Here is a 15,643-nt window from a genome sequence, read left to right on the forward strand (position 1 = left end):
GACCGCGGCCTCCCGTCGCGCCCCGGGTGGGCGGTGGCTACTGTCGGAGGTGTCCGGCGCATCCCCCGGACGCACCCGTCACAGGAGGTCGCCATGGCAGAGAGCACCGACTACACCACCGCCACGGACCACGGCAAGGAGCCGTACGTCGTCGACATCGAGCGGGAGACGCTCGACAACACGGACTTCCGCACGACCCTGTGGACCGGCAGGCACCTGCAGCTCACGGTGATGAGCATCCCCGTCGGTGACGACGTGGGCCTGGAGGTGCACGAGGAGAACGACCAGTTCCTGCGCGTCGAGAAGGGCAGGGGACGCACGGAGATGGGCCCCGCGGAGGACGACCTGTCCTTCGTGCGTGACGTCGAGGACGACGACGTGATCCTGGTCCCCGCCGGCACCTGGCACAACGTCACGAACACCGGCGACGAGCCGCTGAAGCTCTACGCCCTCTACGGACCGCCCGACCACGAGCCGGGCACCGAGCACCCGACGCACGAGGACGCGGAGCAGGACCCGAACGAGCACTGAGCGGGGGACGCCCCCCGGTCAGCCGAGGTCGTCGGGGTCGCGGCCGTACATGCGCGCGACCTGCTCGGCCATCACCTCGTAGACGATCGCGGAGAGCTCGCCCTCGTCCTGGGCGCGCTGCTCGATGGGCCGCCGGTAGAGCACCAGGCGTGCCGTGACCGTGCGCTCGGCCGGGAACAGCCGACCCAGGGGTATGCCGTGCTCCCAGGGGGCAGGGTCTGTGGGCGGCACCTCCTCGACGGCGAGCTCGACGCCCAGCTCGTGGCCCAGCCGATGCTCCAGCGTCTCGGCGGCGTCCAGGACGATGCCGTCGAAGCGTGCCGCGCGCGAGGTCATGACCGGCAGGCGGGGCCAGGCCAGCGGCCCGCGCAGGCCATGACCGCGGCGGTCCCGTCGTGTGCTCACACCGGCGACGATAACGCCCGACGACGCTCCGACCCGGGGCGACACCGGGGTGGTGCCACGGGTTCGGGGGTGCCGGCGCCTAGAGTGGGGCCTCGTGACCGTCTCTCGCCAGTGCTCCAAGACCGCGTGCATCGGTCCGGCGTCGTCGACGCTGACGTACGTCTACGCGGAGCAGACGGCCGTCCTGGGTCCGCTCGCGACGCACGCCGAGCCGCACTCCTACGACCTGTGCGAGCAGCACGCGACCCGGCTGACCGCACCCCGCGGCTGGGACGTCGTGCGCATCGAGCTGCCGGAGGGCCAGCCGCGCCCTCCCGTGGACGACCTCGCCGCGCTGGCCGACGCCGTCCGCGAGCACCGGGGCACCGTGGTCAGGGTGGAGCAGGGCAGCGGCAGCGACCACGAGCACCAGGTTGGCACCGTCACCGAGATCGGCCGCCGCGGTCACCTGCGGGTCCTGCGCGAGCGCTGAGCCGGACCCCTCCCGGCCGGTCGGTAGTCTTGCCTGCTGTGAGCTCCGTGAGACTGGCCGACTTCGTCAAGGCCTACGACGTGCGGGGGCTCGTCCCCGAGCAGCTGAGCCCCGCCGTCTCCCGCGCGCTGGGGTCCGCCTTCGCCCAGGTCGTGGTGCTCCCCGAGGGGCACGGCGGGGTGGCGGTCGGGCATGACATGCGCGCCTCGTCGCCGGAGCTCGCCCGCGCCTTCGCCTCGGGGGTGGCGGCGCACGGGGTCGACGTGACGATGATCGGGCTGTGCTCCACCGACGGGCTCTACCACGCGAGCGGGGCGCTCCGGCTGGCCGGCGCGATGTTCACCGCAAGCCACAACCCCGCCGCCTACAACGGCATCAAGCTGTGCCGCTCCGGCGCCCGCCCGGTGGGGCAGGACACCGGGCTGGACGAGGTCCGGGACCTGGCTCAGTGGCTCCTGGACCGTGCCGACCTGCACGGCTTCGTGGACGGGGACCCGACCGGCGGCGACCGGGTCGGGACGATCACCGAGCGCGCCATGCTCGGCGAGTATGCGGCATACCTGCGCTCGCTCGTGGACCTGCGCGGCGGGCGCCCGCTGCGCGTCGTCGTCGACGCCGGCAACGGCATGGCGGGGCTCACCGTGCCGGCCGTGCTGGGGGACCCCGCGCTCGGGCTGGCGCTGGAGGTGGTGCCCCTGTTCTTCGAGCTGGACGGCACCTTTCCGAACCACGAGGCCAACCCGCTCGACCCCGCGAACCTGCGCGACCTGCAGGCGGCCGTCGTGGAGCACGAGGCCGACCTCGGGCTCGCCTTCGACGGGGACGCCGACCGGTGCTTCGTGGTGGACGAGCGCGGCGAGCCGGTCAGCCCCAGCGCGATCACGGCCCTGGTCGCCACGCGCGAGGTCGCCAAGGAGGTGGCCGCCGGGCGGCCCGCCTCCGAGGTCGCCGTCGTGCACAACGTCATCTGCTCGCGCTCGGTGCCCGAGGCCATCGCCGAGCTCGGCGCGCGCGCCGTCCGCACCCGGGTGGGGCACAGCTTCGTCAAGACCCAGATGGCCGAGCACGAGGCCGTCTTCGGCGGGGAGCACTCCGCTCACTACTACTTCCGCGACTTCTGGTACGCCGACACCGGCATGCTGGCCGCGATGCACGTCCTCGCCGCCCTGCGCGAGCAGGACGGACCGCTCTCCGGGCTGGTCGTCGGCTACGACCGCTACGCAGCCTCGGGGGAGATCAACTCCCGCGTGGACGACGTCGCGGCGGCCACCGACCGCGCCCGCGCCTGGGCACGGGCTCGCGGAGCGGTCGCGGACACCACCGACGGCCTGACCATGACGGCCACCGACGAGCCCCGCTGGTGGTTCTCCCTGCGCCCCAGCAACACCGAGCCCCTGCTGCGACTCAATGTCGAGGCGGACGACGAGACCACGATGGAGCAGGTGCGGGACGCGGTCCTGGGCCTGGTCCGACAGGAGGCCTGAACCATGGCACGTCCCGAGTACGAGTCCTGGGTGCGCGAGATCCTGCGCTGCCCCGTCGGCCACCACGAGCTGGTCGACGTCGTCGACGAGCAGGGGCGGCCCGCGCTGCAGTGCGCCCAGGACTGCGACGGTCAGGGACGCCGGCGCCGCTACCCGGTGCAGGACGGCATCCCCGTGCTGCTCGTCGACGACGCCGTCGTCGTTCCCGTCTGACCAGGAGGTATGCCGTGCCCCCCTACATCGACGAGGCGCTGCTCGACGACGCCGACGAGCTGCACCGCAAGGACTCCCTCGACACCCTCCGCGCGCTCGCGTCGGCGGGGGCCCAGGTCCGCGAGGCCATCCACCTGGCGCGCGACGCGGGCGTGGACCGGCTCGCGGACCAGGAGCGCCCGAGGTCGGTCCTGGTCGCGGCCATCGGCGGCTCCTCGATCGTCGCGGACGTGCTGGAGCTGCTGGCCGAGCCGGGGTCGCCGGTGCCGGTGCAGGCCCGGCGCAACCTCCCGCTGCCCGGGTGGGTGGGACCGCTCGACCTGGTCGTCGCCGTCTCCCTGTCCGGCCGGGCGCCCGGACCGCTGGCGGTCGCCGCGGAGGCCGCCCGCCGGGGCGCCTCGCTCCTGACCGTCGGGCTCGACGACTCGCCGCTGGCCGAGGTGACCCGCCGCGCCCGGGGCATCCACGTCGGCGTGGGACGTCAGCGGATCAACTCCCGGACCGCCCTGTGGACGATGCTCACCCCTGTCCTCGTGGGCGCCGACCGCCTCGGGCTGCTCGAGGCCCCCGAGGATGTGCTCGAGACGATGGCCGACCGGCTGGACGAGCAGGCGGAGTCGCTGCGCCCGACCTCGGAGTCGTTCGTCAACCCCGCCAAGCTCCTCGCCGTCCAGCTCGCCGAGACCGTGCCGGTCGTCCTCGGCGACGGTCCGCTCGGGGGAGTGGCGGCCACCCGGGCGTCCTCCATGCTGGCCCGGACCGCGCGGATCCCGGCCCTGGCCGGCGAGCTGCCGGACGCCGCGAGCGGGATCGTCGCCTGCTTCGACGGGCCCTGGACGACGACCGGTACCGCCACGGGCGGACCCCGCCCCGGCACCTACGACGACGGTCGGATCCGGCTGGGCGACATCGACACCAGCTCCTGGGAGCCGCACCACTTCGCCGAGCCGGAGGGGGAGCTCATGGAGCGGGGACGCAGCCCGAAGCCCGAGCGGGACGTCTTCGCCGACCCCTACCTCGAAGGGACGGCGGCCCCGCGCCTGGGGCTGCTCATGCTGCGCGACGCCGAGGTGGAGCCGCGGACGCCGGAGTCGGTGCAGGCCGAGGCCCTCACCGAGGCGGTGCTGACCACCGCCAGGGACGCCGGCGTGCGGGTGATGGAGGTCCGTGCGCGCGCGGGCGAGCCGGTCGTCCGGCTCGCGGACCACATCGCGGTGGTCGACTTCACGGCCACCTACCTGGCGATCGGGCTGGGGCTGGACCCCTCCGTCTCGCCGCACGTGGCTGACCTGCGCGACCGGACGCGCTGAGGCGGTCCGTCGCCGCCGGGTGGTTGACTGCACCACGTGAGCAGCGACGACACCCCGGCCACCGGCCGCAGCGACGCGACCCCCGACCCGGTGGCGCGCCCCGCCCGGTCCCGGCGCGACCTCGAGACCGGGATCGAGCGGGACTTCGGGCGCAACCTGTCCTACGGCGACTACCTCGACCTGGGGCGCGTGCTCTCGGCGCAGCACCCGCGGGCGGTGCCGCCGCGGCACGACGAGATGCTGTTCATCGTCCAGCACCAGACCTCCGAGCTGTGGCTCAAGCTGATGCTGCACGAGCTCACCTCCGCCCGGGCCCTGATCGCCGCCGACGACCTGCAGCCGGCCCTGAAGCGGCTGGCGCGCGTCAAGCACATCCAGCACACGCTCACCGAGCAGTGGTCGGTGCTGGCGACGCTCACCCCGAGCGAGTACGCCCAGTTCCGCTCCTTCCTGGCCACCGGCTCGGGCTTCCAGTCCTGGCAGTACCGCGCCGTCGAGTTCTCCCTCGGCAACAAGAACGCCTCGCTGCTGCCCGTCTTCGCCCACGACCAGGCCGTGCACGCGCGCCTCGACGCGCTGCTGCACGAGCCGAGCCTCTACGACGAGGTGCTGCGCTGGCTGGCGCGCCGCGGCCATCCCGTGCCGAGGGAGGTGCTCGAGCGCGACGTCACCACGCCCTACGACTCCCACGAGGGCGTCGTCGACGTCCTGCGGACCGTCTACGCCGACCCCTCCGCGCACTGGCTGGAGTACGAGGTGGCCGAGGACCTCGTCGACGTCGAGGACAACTTCCAGGTCTGGCGCTTTCGTCACCTCAAGACCGTGGAGCGCATCATCGGCTCCAAGAAGGGGACGGGCGGGTCCTCGGGCGTGCCGTTCCTGCGCCGGGCGCTCGACCTGACCTTCTTCCCCGAGCTCTACGACGTGCGGGCCCGGATCCAGGACGTCGAGCCGCCGGGCTACCACGGAGGAGCAGCAGATGAGTGAGTCCCCGTCCGCACCCACCCGCGAGGACGCCCTCGCCCTCGACGCGGCCGACCCGCTCGCTGCCTTTCCCGACCGCTTCGAACCGGCCCAGGGGGTCGTGGCCTACCTCGACGGGAACTCGCTGGGCCGGCCAGTGGCCGGGACCGCCGACGCGGTGGCGCGCCTCGTGCGCCAGGAGTGGGGCACCCGGCTCATCCGCAGCTGGGACGAGGGCTGGATGACGTGGCCCACGGAGGTCGGCGACCTCGTCGGGCGGGCCGCGCTCGGCGCGGCGGCCGGCCAGACGGTGGTGGCCGACTCCACGACCGTGCTGCTCTACAAGGTGCTGCGGGCGCTCGTCGACCACCAGGTCGCCGTCCACCCCCACCGCACCGAGATCGTCCTGGACACCGACAACTTCCCGACCGACCGCTACGTCTCCGAGGGGGTGGCCGCCGAGCGCGGGCTGACCCTGCGCTGGATCGACACCGACCCCGTCGCCGGGGTGACCCCCGAGCAGGTGGCGGGAGCTGTGGGGCCGCGCACCGCGGTCGTGCTCGTCTCCCACGTCGCCTACCGCTCCGGGTGGGTGGCCGACGCCGAGCGGATCACAACGCTGGCCCACGACGCGGGTGCCCTCGTGCTGTGGGACACCTGCCACTCGGCCGGGTCGGTGCCGGTCCGGGCCGACGACTGGGGGTGGGACGCGGCCGTGGGCTGCGACTACAAGTACCTCAACGGCGGCCCGGGCGCCCCCGCGCACGCCTACCTCGCCTTTCGGCTCCACGACCTGCCCACGCTGCGCCAGCCTGTCCAGGGCTGGATGGGCCGCCGCGACCCCTTTCTCATGGAGCAGGGCTACGTCCCCGCACCCGGCGTCCGCTCGCTGGTCAGCGGCACACCGCCGGTCACCGGGATGGTCCCCGTGCGCCTCGGCGTCGAGATGCTCGAGGCGGCCGGGATCGAGGCCGTCCGTGCGAAGTCGCTGCGGCTGACCGACCTGGCCCTGGCGGTGGTCGACGCCTGGCCCGCCGCCCTCGGGGTGCAGGTCGCCAGCCCTCGCGAGCACGCGCGGCGCGGGGGGCACCTCACCCTGCGCCACCCCCGGTTCCGCGAGGTCACGGCCCGCCTGTGGCAGCGCGGCGTCATCCCCGACTTCCGCTCCCCGGACGGTCTGCGGCTGGGCCCGGCGCCCCTGTCCACCCGCTTCGTCGAGCTCTGGGACGGCCTGGCCGCGGTGCGCGAAGAGCTGGAGCGGGAGGGCTAGCCTGTGCCGGTGAACGAGCAGACCCACTACGACCTGATCATCCTCGGCAGCGGCTCGGGCAACTCGCTCGTCACCGAGGACTTCGCGGACCGCCGCACGGCCGTCGTGGAGAAGGGGGTCTTCGGCGGGACCTGCCTCAACGTGGGCTGCATCCCCACGAAGATGTTCGTCTATGCCGCGGAGGTCGCGCACACCGTCCGCGACGCGGCCAGGTATGGCGTGGACGCCACCCTCGCAGGGGTGCGCTGGCCCGACATCAGGGACCGGATCTTCGGGCGGATCGACCCGATCGCCGAGGGCGGCCGCGACTACCGGCGGGACGCGGAGCACACGGAGGCCTACCTCGGTCACGGGCGGTTCGTGGCCGACCGTGAGATCGAGGTCGAGATCACCCGGCCCGGCGGCCACCACGAGGTGGGGACCCGGCACCGCATCACCGGCGACCAGGTCGTGATCGCCACCGGCTCACGCCCCCGCGTCCCGGCGCTGATCAGCGGGTCGGGCGTGCCCTTCCACACCTCGGACACGGTGATGCGGCTGGAGGAGCTGCCGGCGAGCATGGTGATCGTGGGCGGCGGCGTGATCGCGGCGGAGTTCGCGCACGTCTTCTCCGCGCTGGGGGTCGAGGTCACCGTGGTCACCCGCACCGACCGGATGCTCCGGGTGCTGGACGCCGAGGTGTCCGAGGCCTTCACCGACCTGGCCCGCGAGCGCTGGCACCTGCACACCCGGGCGCTGCCCACGGCCGTCCGCCACGGCGGGCAGGGCGTGGAGCTCGACCTCGCCGACGGCACGACGGTGACCGGAGAGCTGCTGCTCGTGGCCACCGGGCGCATCCCGAACTCCGACGACCTGGGCCTGGAGCACACCGGCGTGCGCACGCACGTCGACGGCCGGGTCGTCGTCGACGGGCACGGGCGCACCGGCGTCCAGGGGGTCTGGTCCCTGGGCGACGTGAGCTCTCCGCACCAGCTCAAGCACGTGGCCAACCACGAGGCGAGGGTGGTGGCGCACAACCTGGCCCATCCCGAGGACCTGCACGTCTTCGACCACCGCTACGTCCCGGCCGCCGTCTTCAGCCACCCGCAGGTCGCCACCGTCGGCCTCACCGAGGCCCAGGCGAGGGGACACGGCTACGACGTGGCCACCAAGACCCAGCGGTTCGGCGACATCGCCTACGGCTGGGCCATGGAGGACACCACGAGCCTGTTCAAGGTGGTGGCCGACCGCCGCACAGGACAGCTGCTCGGCGCGCACGCGATGGGCCCGCACGTCTCCAGCCTCATCCAGCCGGTCGTCCAGGCGCTCAGCTTCGGCGGGGCGGCAGGGCCGGTGACCGCCCACGAGCTGGCCCACGGGCAGTACTGGATCCACCCCGCCCTGGCAGAGGTGCTCGAGAACGCGCTCCTGGGACTCGACCTCGCCACGTAGCATGGGCGGCATGTCTGTCTTCACCACGACCCTGGACCACCAGGTCGCCGACCTCTCGCTCGCCGAGCAGGGCCGCCACCAGATCCGCCTGGCCGAGCACGAGATGCCCGGCCTCATGGCCCTGCGCGAACGGTTCGCGGACCAGCGCCCGCTCGCGGGGGCGCGGATCGCCGGCTCGCTGCACATGACGGTGCAGACGGCCGTGCTCATCGAGACGCTGGTGGCGCTGGGGGCCGAGGTCCGCTGGGCGTCGTGCAACATCTTCTCGACCCAGGACGAGGCCGCCGCCGCGGTCGTCGTGGGGGCGGGCACGCCGCAGGACCCCCAGGGGGTCCCGGTCTTCGCCTGGAAGGGCGAGACGCTGGAGGAGTACTGGGCGTGCACCACCCAGATCATGCTGTGGCCGGACGGGGCAGGCCCCAACATGATCCTCGACGACGGCGGTGACGCCACATTGCTGGTCCACAAGGGGCGCGAGTGGGAGCAGCAGGGGGCGGTGCCGTCGGCCGAGGCCGAGGACCCCGAGGAGTGGCGGGTGATCCTCCAGACCGTGCGCTCCGGCCTGGCCGAGCACCCGACGCGCTGGACCGAGGTCGCCGAGGGCCTGCGCGGGGTGACCGAGGAGACGACCACCGGGGTCCACCGGCTCTACCAGCTGCACGAGGCGGGGGAGCTGATCTTCCCGGCGATCAACGTCAACGACTCGGTGACCAAGAGCAAGTTCGACAACACCTACGGCTGCCGCCACAGCCTCATCGACGGCATCAACCGGGCCACCGACGTCCTCATCGGCGGCAAGGTGGCGGTCGTCTGCGGGTTCGGCGACGTGGGCAAGGGGTGTGCCGAGGCGCTCCGCGGGCAGGGCGCCCGCGTCATCGTCACCGAGATCGACCCGATCTGCGCGCTGCAGGCCTCGATGGAGGGCTACCAGGTGGCCCGCCTCGACGACGTGGTCGGGCAGGCCGACTTCCTCGTCACCGCGACCGGCTGCAAGGACGTCGTCACCGCCGAGCACGTCGCGCGGATGAAGGACAAGGCGATCCTGGGCAACATCGGCCACTTCGACAACGAGATCGACATGACCGGCCTGGCCCGGATCCCCGACGTGCGCCGCACCGAGATCAAGCCGCAGGTCCACGAGTGGACGCTGCCCGCCGACGCGCAGCGCCCCGAGCGCTCGGTCATCGTGCTCTCCGAGGGTCGGCTGCTCAACCTCGGCAACGCCACCGGCCACCCCAGCTTCGTGATGTCGACCAGCTTCGCCAACCAGGTGCTGGCCCAGATCGAGCTGTTCACCCGTCCGGACAGCTACCCGCTGGGGGTGCACACGCTGCCCAAGAGCCTCGACGAGGAGGTCGCCCGCCTGCACCTGGGCTCGGTCGCCGCCGAGCTCACCGAGCTCACCAAGGAGCAGGCCGACTACCTGGGCGTCGACGTCGCCGGCCCCTACAAGCCGGACCACTACCGCTACTGACCACCCGCTGAAGGAGGAACGCCGTGACCGCCAGCGTGCTCGTCGTCGACGACGACCAGGCCCTCGCCGAGATGCTCGGCATCGTGCTCCGCAAGGAGGGGTACGACGTGGCCACCTGCGGCGACGGCGGCCGCGCCCTGGCGATGTTCCGCGAGCTCAAGCCCGACCTCGTGCTGCTCGACGTCATGCTGCCGACGCTGGACGGCATCGAGGTCGCGCACCAGCTGCGCGCGGAGTCGGGCGTGCCGATCGTCATGCTCACAGCGCGCACCGACACCCGGGACGTCGTCGCGGGGCTGGAGGCCGGTGCCGACGACTACGTCGTCAAGCCGTTCAAGCCCCAGGAGCTCCTCGCCCGGATCCGGGCGCGGCTGCGCCGCATCGACACCGGGGACGACGGCCATCTGCAGGTCGGCGACGTGACGATCGACGTCGCTGGCCACGAGGTCACCCGGGGCGGCGACGTCATACCCCTGACCCCGCTGGAGTTCGACCTCCTGGTGGCCCTGGCGAGCAAGCCGTCGCAGGTCTTCGACCGGGAGTCGCTGCTGGAGCAGGTGTGGGGCTACCGGCACGCGGGGGACACCAGACTGGTCAACGTGCACGTGCAGCGGCTGCGCTCCAAGATCGAGAAGGACCCGGAGAACCCCCAGATCGTGGTGACGGTCCGTGGCGTGGGATACAAGGCCGGCCATCCCTGAGGTGACGCCGCGCCTCCCCGAGGCGACGCCGACAGGGCGGGAGACCACGGTGCGCCGGCTCCCGCCGCTGCGCGCCGTCCGACCCCTGACCGCGTCCCACCCGACCACCGCGTCCCACGCCGCGACGACTCACCCCGACGGGGGCCACCCGCACCGACGGGCGGCGGCACCGTCCCCGTGGGCGACCGTGCAGCGGTGGTGGCAGGCCTCCCTGCGGACCCGGGTCATCACCACCACGGTGCTGGTCGGACTGGCGGTCGCGGCCCTGCTCGGCACCGTCATCTACCAGCAGATCGCCGGGGGGCTGGTGGCCCAGAGCATGGACACCGCCCAGCGGGACGCCTCCCAGCAGGTGGCGCTCGCGCAGGAGGCGTTCGACTCGACCGACCGGCGCGACGACTCCGGCCTCACCCAGACCGCCGACGACCAGGTGCAGTCCATGGCCGGCAACAGCCCCGCCGACGGACGCCGCGTGCTGCTGCTGCCCGCGCTGGGCAACGACCGCGGCAGCATCGTGCCCCCGCTGAGCGTGGGCGTGACCGCCACCGACCTGCCCGCCGCCCTGCAGCAGGCGATCGAGACCGACCCGGCCAACCAGCAGACGGTCGTGGTCCCGCTGACGCTCGCGGGCCAGGAGGGACCGGTCACCTCCGTGGTCGTCGGGTCGCGCGTCAACGTGCCGCGCGCCGGACCCTACGACCTCATGCTCGTCTACCCGCTCGTGCGCGAGCAGGAGACGCTCACCCTGGTCCGCCAGGTGTTCTACGCCGCCGCGATCGGCCTGACCGTCCTGGTCGCCGGCCTCGGCTGGCTGGCCACCCGGATGGTCACCCGCCCTGTCGCCCGCGCCGCCGCGGTCTCCCAGCAGCTGGCCCAGGGACACCTCGACGAGCGGCTGCCCGTGCAGGGCACCGACGAGCTCGCGCTGCTGGCGACCTCGTTCAACACGATGGCCGACTCGATCCAGCTGCAGATCCGCGAGCTGCGCTCGCTGTCGCAGCTGCAGCAGCGGTTCGTCTCCGACGTCTCCCACGAGCTGCGTACCCCGCTCACCACCATCCGGATGGCCGGCGACCTGCTGCACGCCTACCGCGAGGACTTCCCCGAGCCGGTCGCCCGTTCCGCGGAGCTGCTCCAGCAGGAGCTCGACCGGTTCGAGGACCTGCTCTCGGAGCTGCTCGAGATCAGCCGGTTCGACTCCGGTGCGGCCACCCTCGAGCGTCACACCGAGGACCTCGTGGCGCTGGTGCGCGCAGCGGCCGACGGCGTGTCGACGCTCGCCGCCCGGATGTCCACCCCCGTGGAGGTGCGGGGTCCGGAGGGTCCGCTGCCGACGCTGATGGACGGCCGGCGCATCTCACGGGTGCTGCGCAACCTGCTGAGCAACGCGATCGAGCACGGGGACGGCCGGCCGGTCGTGGTCACGGTGGCGGCCACCGACGAGGTCGTCGCCGTCAGCGTGCGCGACCACGGCAGCGGGCTGGACCAGGAGCAGCAGGCGCACGTCTTCGACCGCTTCTGGCGCGCCGACCCGGCCCGCAACCGCACGACGGGAGGCACCGGGCTGGGTCTGGCGATCGCGACCGAGGACGCCAGGGTGCACGGCGGGTGGCTGCAGGTCGGCAGCGCCCCCCACAAGGGGACCTGCTTCCGGCTCGTCCTGCCGCGCCACGGCACCTACGTGGTCGCCGAGGCACCACCACCGGTCCCCCCGCCGCCCGGGGCTGCGGGCGGGGCCGACCTCGACGGCGTGGTGCCCCCCGTCGTCCTCGCCCTCGCCTCCCGGGAGGAGACCTCGTGACCGGCACGCGCCCTACCCCGCCCCTGCGACGGCGCCGGACCGGGGTGGCCCTGCTCGCGGGCCTGGCCACCCTCGTGGTGGGGTGCTCGCCGGCGCTGCCGACCGACCCGGTCCCGCAGCCGGGGCTGGCCGTCAACGTCCAGCCCCGCCAGGACGTCCAGCGTCTGCTGCCACCGCCGCAGACCGGGGCGTCGACGACCGAGATCGTTCAGGGCTTCCTGAGGGCCAACGTGGGCTTCGCCGCCACCGACGACGTGGCGCGCACCTACCTGACGACGGGCCTGGCCAGCGACTGGGTGCCGACGAGCCACGTCCTGGTCTACGAGGGGACCCCGACCGTCACCGCCACCGGAGCGGGGACGGTGACGGTGACGGTGCCGGTCACCGCACGCATCGACGAGGACGGCTGGCTGACCGAGGAGCCGGCGGGGCGGGTGTCCTCGCAGTCCTTCGAGCTGGCGCAGGTCGACGGGGAGTGGCGGATCAGCGGCCTCCCGGACGACTTCGGGCTGTGGCTCTCCCGCAACGACCTCGAGCTGGCGTTCCGCGAGTCGCAGGTCCACTACCTCAACCCGCACCTGGACCTGTTCGTCCCGGACACACGATGGCTCCCGCGAGGCGAGGGCCTGGCGACCTCGCTCACCCGGGCCCAGCTGGCGCCGGTCCCCGCCTACCTGCAGGGGGCGGTCCGGACGGGCTCGGCCCCCGACGTGACGCTGGCCGTCGGTGCCGTGCCGGTGGACCCCGTCGGGCAGGTGGCCACCGTCAGCCTCACCGGCCCGGGCCTGAGCGACGACCCCGAGCGGATCGACCAGCTGCGCGCGCAGCTCGGCCATGCGCTGCTCGCCCTCAACGGGGTCACCGCGGTCGACGTGCGGCTGGGTGGGCGCAGCCAGCTGGGGGAGGACGACGGAGCGGTCGACGCCGACTCGGACCTGGGCTACGAGGACGTCGTCCGCACCATCGACCAGGCCCTGCTGCGCCGCGGCGAGAGCTTCGAGGTCGTTGACCCCAGCCGCTACAACCTGCCCGACGTGCAGAGCCCTGCGGCCAGCACGGTCGACCTGCCCAACCTCAGCCTGGCGTGGACCGGGGTCGCGGCATCGGCCGGCCTCGAGCAGCTCGCCGCGGTCTCCACCGACGGCACCCGGATGTGGCGGTGGCGTGACGGGCAGGCCTACGTCAACGAGGGCATCGGCGACCAGCTCACCGCCCCCAGCTTCGACCCCCACGGTGCCGTCTGGGTGGCGGGCACCGCCCGCGGCGGGGGGGCGCCCCGCGCCTGGTGGGTGAGCGCGACGGAGCTGCAGGGTCTGGCCAAGCCCGTGGAGGTGACCTTCCTCGAGGACGACGAGCGCATCACCGCGTTCCGGGTGTCGCCGGACGGCACCAGGGCGCTGATGGTCGTGGAGGAGGTCGGCAGCGCCGAGCCGGAGGGCGACACGCCGGCGCTCGTGGGACGCCAGCGTCTTCTCGTCGCCGGCATCGTCCGGGACAGCGAGGGTCGCCCCACCGACCTGGCCGAGCCCCTCGACGCCGCGTCGACCCTGGTGAGCGTGACCTCGGCCCGGTGGTCGGCGACCGAGGCGATGTTCGTCACCGGGCTGCGCGAGCAGGACCAGCGTCTCGTCGCCTTCGAGGTCCCGCTCGGCGGCTGGCTGGAGGAGCTGGGCGAGCAGTCCGGCCTCGTCGACGTCCAGGCCGTGCCGACCGGCGAGACCTCCACCCCGGTCGTCAAGACCGACGACGGCCGCTTCCACACCCGCGAGGGGTCCACCGGCTGGTACGACGCCCGCAACGGCGACGAGCTGATCATCCCCGGGTCCTGAGGGCGGCGGCTTGCGTCCCCGGCCCCGGACCCGGCCCCGGCCCCGGGCCTGTGGACGGGCGGGGCGGGGTGGTCCGGTGGTGCCGCAGGCTGTCGGGTATGCCGTGGCGCCCCTGGGAGGACGTGCTCGCGCTGGTCGAGCTCGCCGCGCCGTCGGCGTGCGCCGGGTGCGCCCTGGCGGGGCAGCGGTGGTGCGAGCGCTGCGCGACCGTGCTCGGCGCCACGGCACCCCGTCCCTGGGGGCCGACCCCGTCGCCGCCCGGCATGCCGCCGACGTGGGTCGGCCCTGCCTACGCCGACGAGGTGCGGGCCGCGGTGGTGGTCTGGAAGGACGGCGGGCGGGCCGATCTCACGGCCCGGCTCGCCCCGGTGCTGCGAGACGTCCTCGCCGCGGCGCTCGACGGCTCGCCGCCGCACCGGGCCGCCCTCCGCGCCGGGAGGTCGGTGGCGGTCGTGCCCGCGCCGTCGTCGCCTGCCAGCATCCGGGCGCGCGGAGAGCACCGGGTGGCCTCGCTGGCCGGTGCGGCGCTCGGTCGCCGGGCCCGCCCGCTCCGGGTCGTCGACGCACTGCGGCTGTCCCGGCACGTCGCCGACCAGGCGGGTCTGGGCAGCGCCCAGCGGTGGCGCAACCTGGCGGGCGCGGTGCGGGTCCGTTCTGACGTCGTACCCGGGCTGCGGGGGGTTCCGTGCGTCGTCGTCGACGACGTGGTGACGACCGGAGCGACCCTGGTCGAGTGCGCGCGGGCGCTGCGGGAGGCCGGCAGCGGGCCGGTGGTCGCCGTCACGGTGGCCGCGACGCAGCGCTCCGGGCGCCGTCCGGGGACGCGCGGCGCGCCGTCCACACCCGCACTACCGGAAGCGGAGGGGTCCGACTAATGTGGGTGTATGGAGCACCTCTTCATCAGTGTCAGGGGGTGAGGCCGGACGAGCGAGGGCGCCGTTCCGACGCCACACGACAGCACCCACCCCACCACTGCATGGAGGATTCATGGAACTCATCGTGACCGGTCGCAAGCGGGAAGTTTCCGAGCGCTTTCGCCGCCATCTGGAGGACAAGCTCAGCAAGATCCCCCAGCTGGCGCCACGGGTGCAGCGCATCGAGGTCGTCCTGACGCACGAGGTCAACCCTCGCCAGTCCGCCCAGTCCGAGCGCTGCGAGATCACCTGCTTCGCCCCCCGCACGGTGGTCCGCGCCGAGGCCGCCGCGGACGACGACTACGCCGCGGTGGACCTGGCGATGAGCAAGCTCACCGAGCGCCTGCGCCGCATGCACGACCGCAAGCGGATCAGCCACACCGGCAAGCACCGGCTCCCGTCCGTGGCGGAGGCGACCTTCGGGCTGCCGACCGCAGCCCTCGACAGGAACCCGCACGAGGCCCCGGAGGCGGCGCTGTCTCCCGAGGAGGCCGTCGACGCGGCGCTGGACACCCAGGGCAACAGCCCGATCGAGGTCCGCGAGAAGGTGCATCCCTCCAGCCCGATGACCGTGGGGCAGGCGCTGTCCCGGATGGAGCTCGTCGGTCACGACTTCTTCCTCTTCCACGACGTGGACACCGACCGTCCCAGCGTCGTCTACCGCCGCCGCGGCTGGTCCTACGGCGTCCTGCGGCTGGACCTGGACGACTCGCCCGTGGAGGACGACCCCGACACCGAGCGGGCGGCCGTCGCCAGCTGATCGTCGGTGTGGACCGCGGGGCCACCCCCCCCCAAGGGGAGGGACCCATCCCCCTTTCCCCTGTACAATTGGGCTGTTGCCCCCC

Annotated in this window: 15 protein-coding genes; 14 read left to right on the plus strand and 1 reads right to left on the minus strand. The window is 73.6% G+C overall.

Annotation, left to right across the window (positions count from 1 at the left end; genetic code table 11):
- Positions 1 to 93: 93 nt before the first annotated feature.
- Positions 94 to 531, plus strand: coding sequence for a cupin domain-containing protein (locus ACI3ET_RS03985; protein ID WP_405031662.1), 438 nt, complete (start codon positions 94 to 96; stop codon positions 529 to 531).
- 18 nt (positions 532 to 549) lie between these two features.
- Here the strand turns inward: ACI3ET_RS03985 and ACI3ET_RS03990 are convergent, their stop codons facing one another.
- On the minus strand, positions 550 to 936 hold the full coding sequence (locus tag ACI3ET_RS03990; RefSeq protein WP_405031663.1) for a metallopeptidase family protein: 387 nt from the start codon (positions 934 to 936) through the stop codon (positions 550 to 552).
- 94 nt (positions 937 to 1,030) lie between these two features.
- On the opposite strand from ACI3ET_RS03990, the gene ACI3ET_RS03995 reads away from it, so the two are divergent.
- The 13 genes from ACI3ET_RS03995 (at position 1,031) to hpf (ending at position 15,558) form a co-directional block, all read left to right on the plus strand.
- Complete coding sequence (locus ACI3ET_RS03995) at positions 1,031 to 1,408, plus strand: DUF3499 domain-containing protein (RefSeq protein ID WP_405031664.1); 378 nt, start codon at positions 1,031 to 1,033, stop codon at positions 1,406 to 1,408.
- 38 nt (positions 1,409 to 1,446) lie between these two features.
- Positions 1,447 to 2,892, plus strand: coding sequence for a phosphomannomutase/phosphoglucomutase (locus ACI3ET_RS04000; RefSeq protein ID WP_405031665.1), 1,446 nt, complete (start codon positions 1,447 to 1,449; stop codon positions 2,890 to 2,892).
- 3 nt (positions 2,893 to 2,895) lie between these two features.
- Positions 2,896 to 3,105, plus strand: coding sequence for a Trm112 family protein (locus ACI3ET_RS04005; RefSeq protein WP_405031666.1), 210 nt, complete (start codon positions 2,896 to 2,898; stop codon positions 3,103 to 3,105).
- Positions 3,106 to 3,119: 14 nt separating this feature from the next.
- Positions 3,120 to 4,415, plus strand: a complete 1,296-nt coding sequence (locus ACI3ET_RS04010; protein ID WP_405031667.1) for an SIS domain-containing protein — start codon at positions 3,120 to 3,122, stop codon at positions 4,413 to 4,415.
- 90 nt (positions 4,416 to 4,505) lie between these two features.
- A complete protein-coding gene (gene kynA, locus ACI3ET_RS04015; protein ID WP_405031678.1) occupies positions 4,506 to 5,402 on the plus strand; it encodes a tryptophan 2,3-dioxygenase in 897 nt (298 codons plus the stop codon).
- Entirely contained in the window at positions 5,395 to 6,648 is a 1,254-nt protein-coding gene (locus ACI3ET_RS04020; RefSeq protein ID WP_405031668.1) for a kynureninase, read from the plus strand. The genes kynA and ACI3ET_RS04020 overlap by 8 nt, the downstream gene beginning before the upstream one ends.
- Positions 6,649 to 6,657: 9 nt before the next feature.
- A complete protein-coding gene (locus ACI3ET_RS04025; protein WP_463671513.1) occupies positions 6,658 to 8,079 on the plus strand; it encodes a mycothione reductase in 1,422 nt (473 codons plus the stop codon).
- Positions 8,080 to 8,089: 10 nt separating this feature from the next.
- Entirely contained in the window at positions 8,090 to 9,553 is a 1,464-nt protein-coding gene (gene ahcY / locus ACI3ET_RS04030) for an adenosylhomocysteinase (RefSeq protein WP_405031670.1), read from the plus strand.
- Between the two features lie 23 nt (positions 9,554 to 9,576).
- The gene (gene mtrA, locus ACI3ET_RS04035; RefSeq protein ID WP_405031671.1) at positions 9,577 to 10,254 is read left to right on the plus strand and encodes an MtrAB system response regulator MtrA; all 678 of its coding nucleotides are present in this window, start codon (positions 9,577 to 9,579) and stop codon (positions 10,252 to 10,254) included.
- Position 10,255: 1 nt separating this feature from the next.
- Positions 10,256 to 12,055: an MtrAB system histidine kinase MtrB gene (gene mtrB / locus ACI3ET_RS04040; protein ID WP_405031672.1), complete on the plus strand. Its 1,800-nt coding sequence runs from the start codon at positions 10,256 to 10,258 to the stop codon at positions 12,053 to 12,055.
- Positions 12,052 to 13,884, plus strand: a complete 1,833-nt coding sequence (locus ACI3ET_RS04045) for an LpqB family beta-propeller domain-containing protein (RefSeq protein ID WP_405031673.1) — start codon at positions 12,052 to 12,054, stop codon at positions 13,882 to 13,884. The genes mtrB and ACI3ET_RS04045 overlap by 4 nt, the downstream gene beginning before the upstream one ends.
- A gap of 98 nt (positions 13,885 to 13,982) precedes the next feature.
- The gene (locus ACI3ET_RS04050) at positions 13,983 to 14,759 is read left to right on the plus strand and encodes a ComF family protein (RefSeq protein ID WP_405031674.1); all 777 of its coding nucleotides are present in this window, start codon (positions 13,983 to 13,985) and stop codon (positions 14,757 to 14,759) included.
- Between the two features lie 112 nt (positions 14,760 to 14,871).
- Positions 14,872 to 15,558 carry a ribosome hibernation-promoting factor, HPF/YfiA family gene (hpf, locus tag ACI3ET_RS04055; RefSeq protein ID WP_405031675.1) on the plus strand — a complete coding sequence of 229 codons (687 nt, stop codon included), beginning with the start codon at positions 14,872 to 14,874 and terminating at the stop codon, positions 15,556 to 15,558.
- Positions 15,559 to 15,643 lie beyond the last annotated feature (85 nt).

Source organism: Ornithinimicrobium jinqii, from assembly GCF_045032595.1.
In the GTDB taxonomy this organism is placed as follows: Bacteria; Actinomycetota; Actinomycetes; order Actinomycetales; family Dermatophilaceae; genus Ornithinicoccus.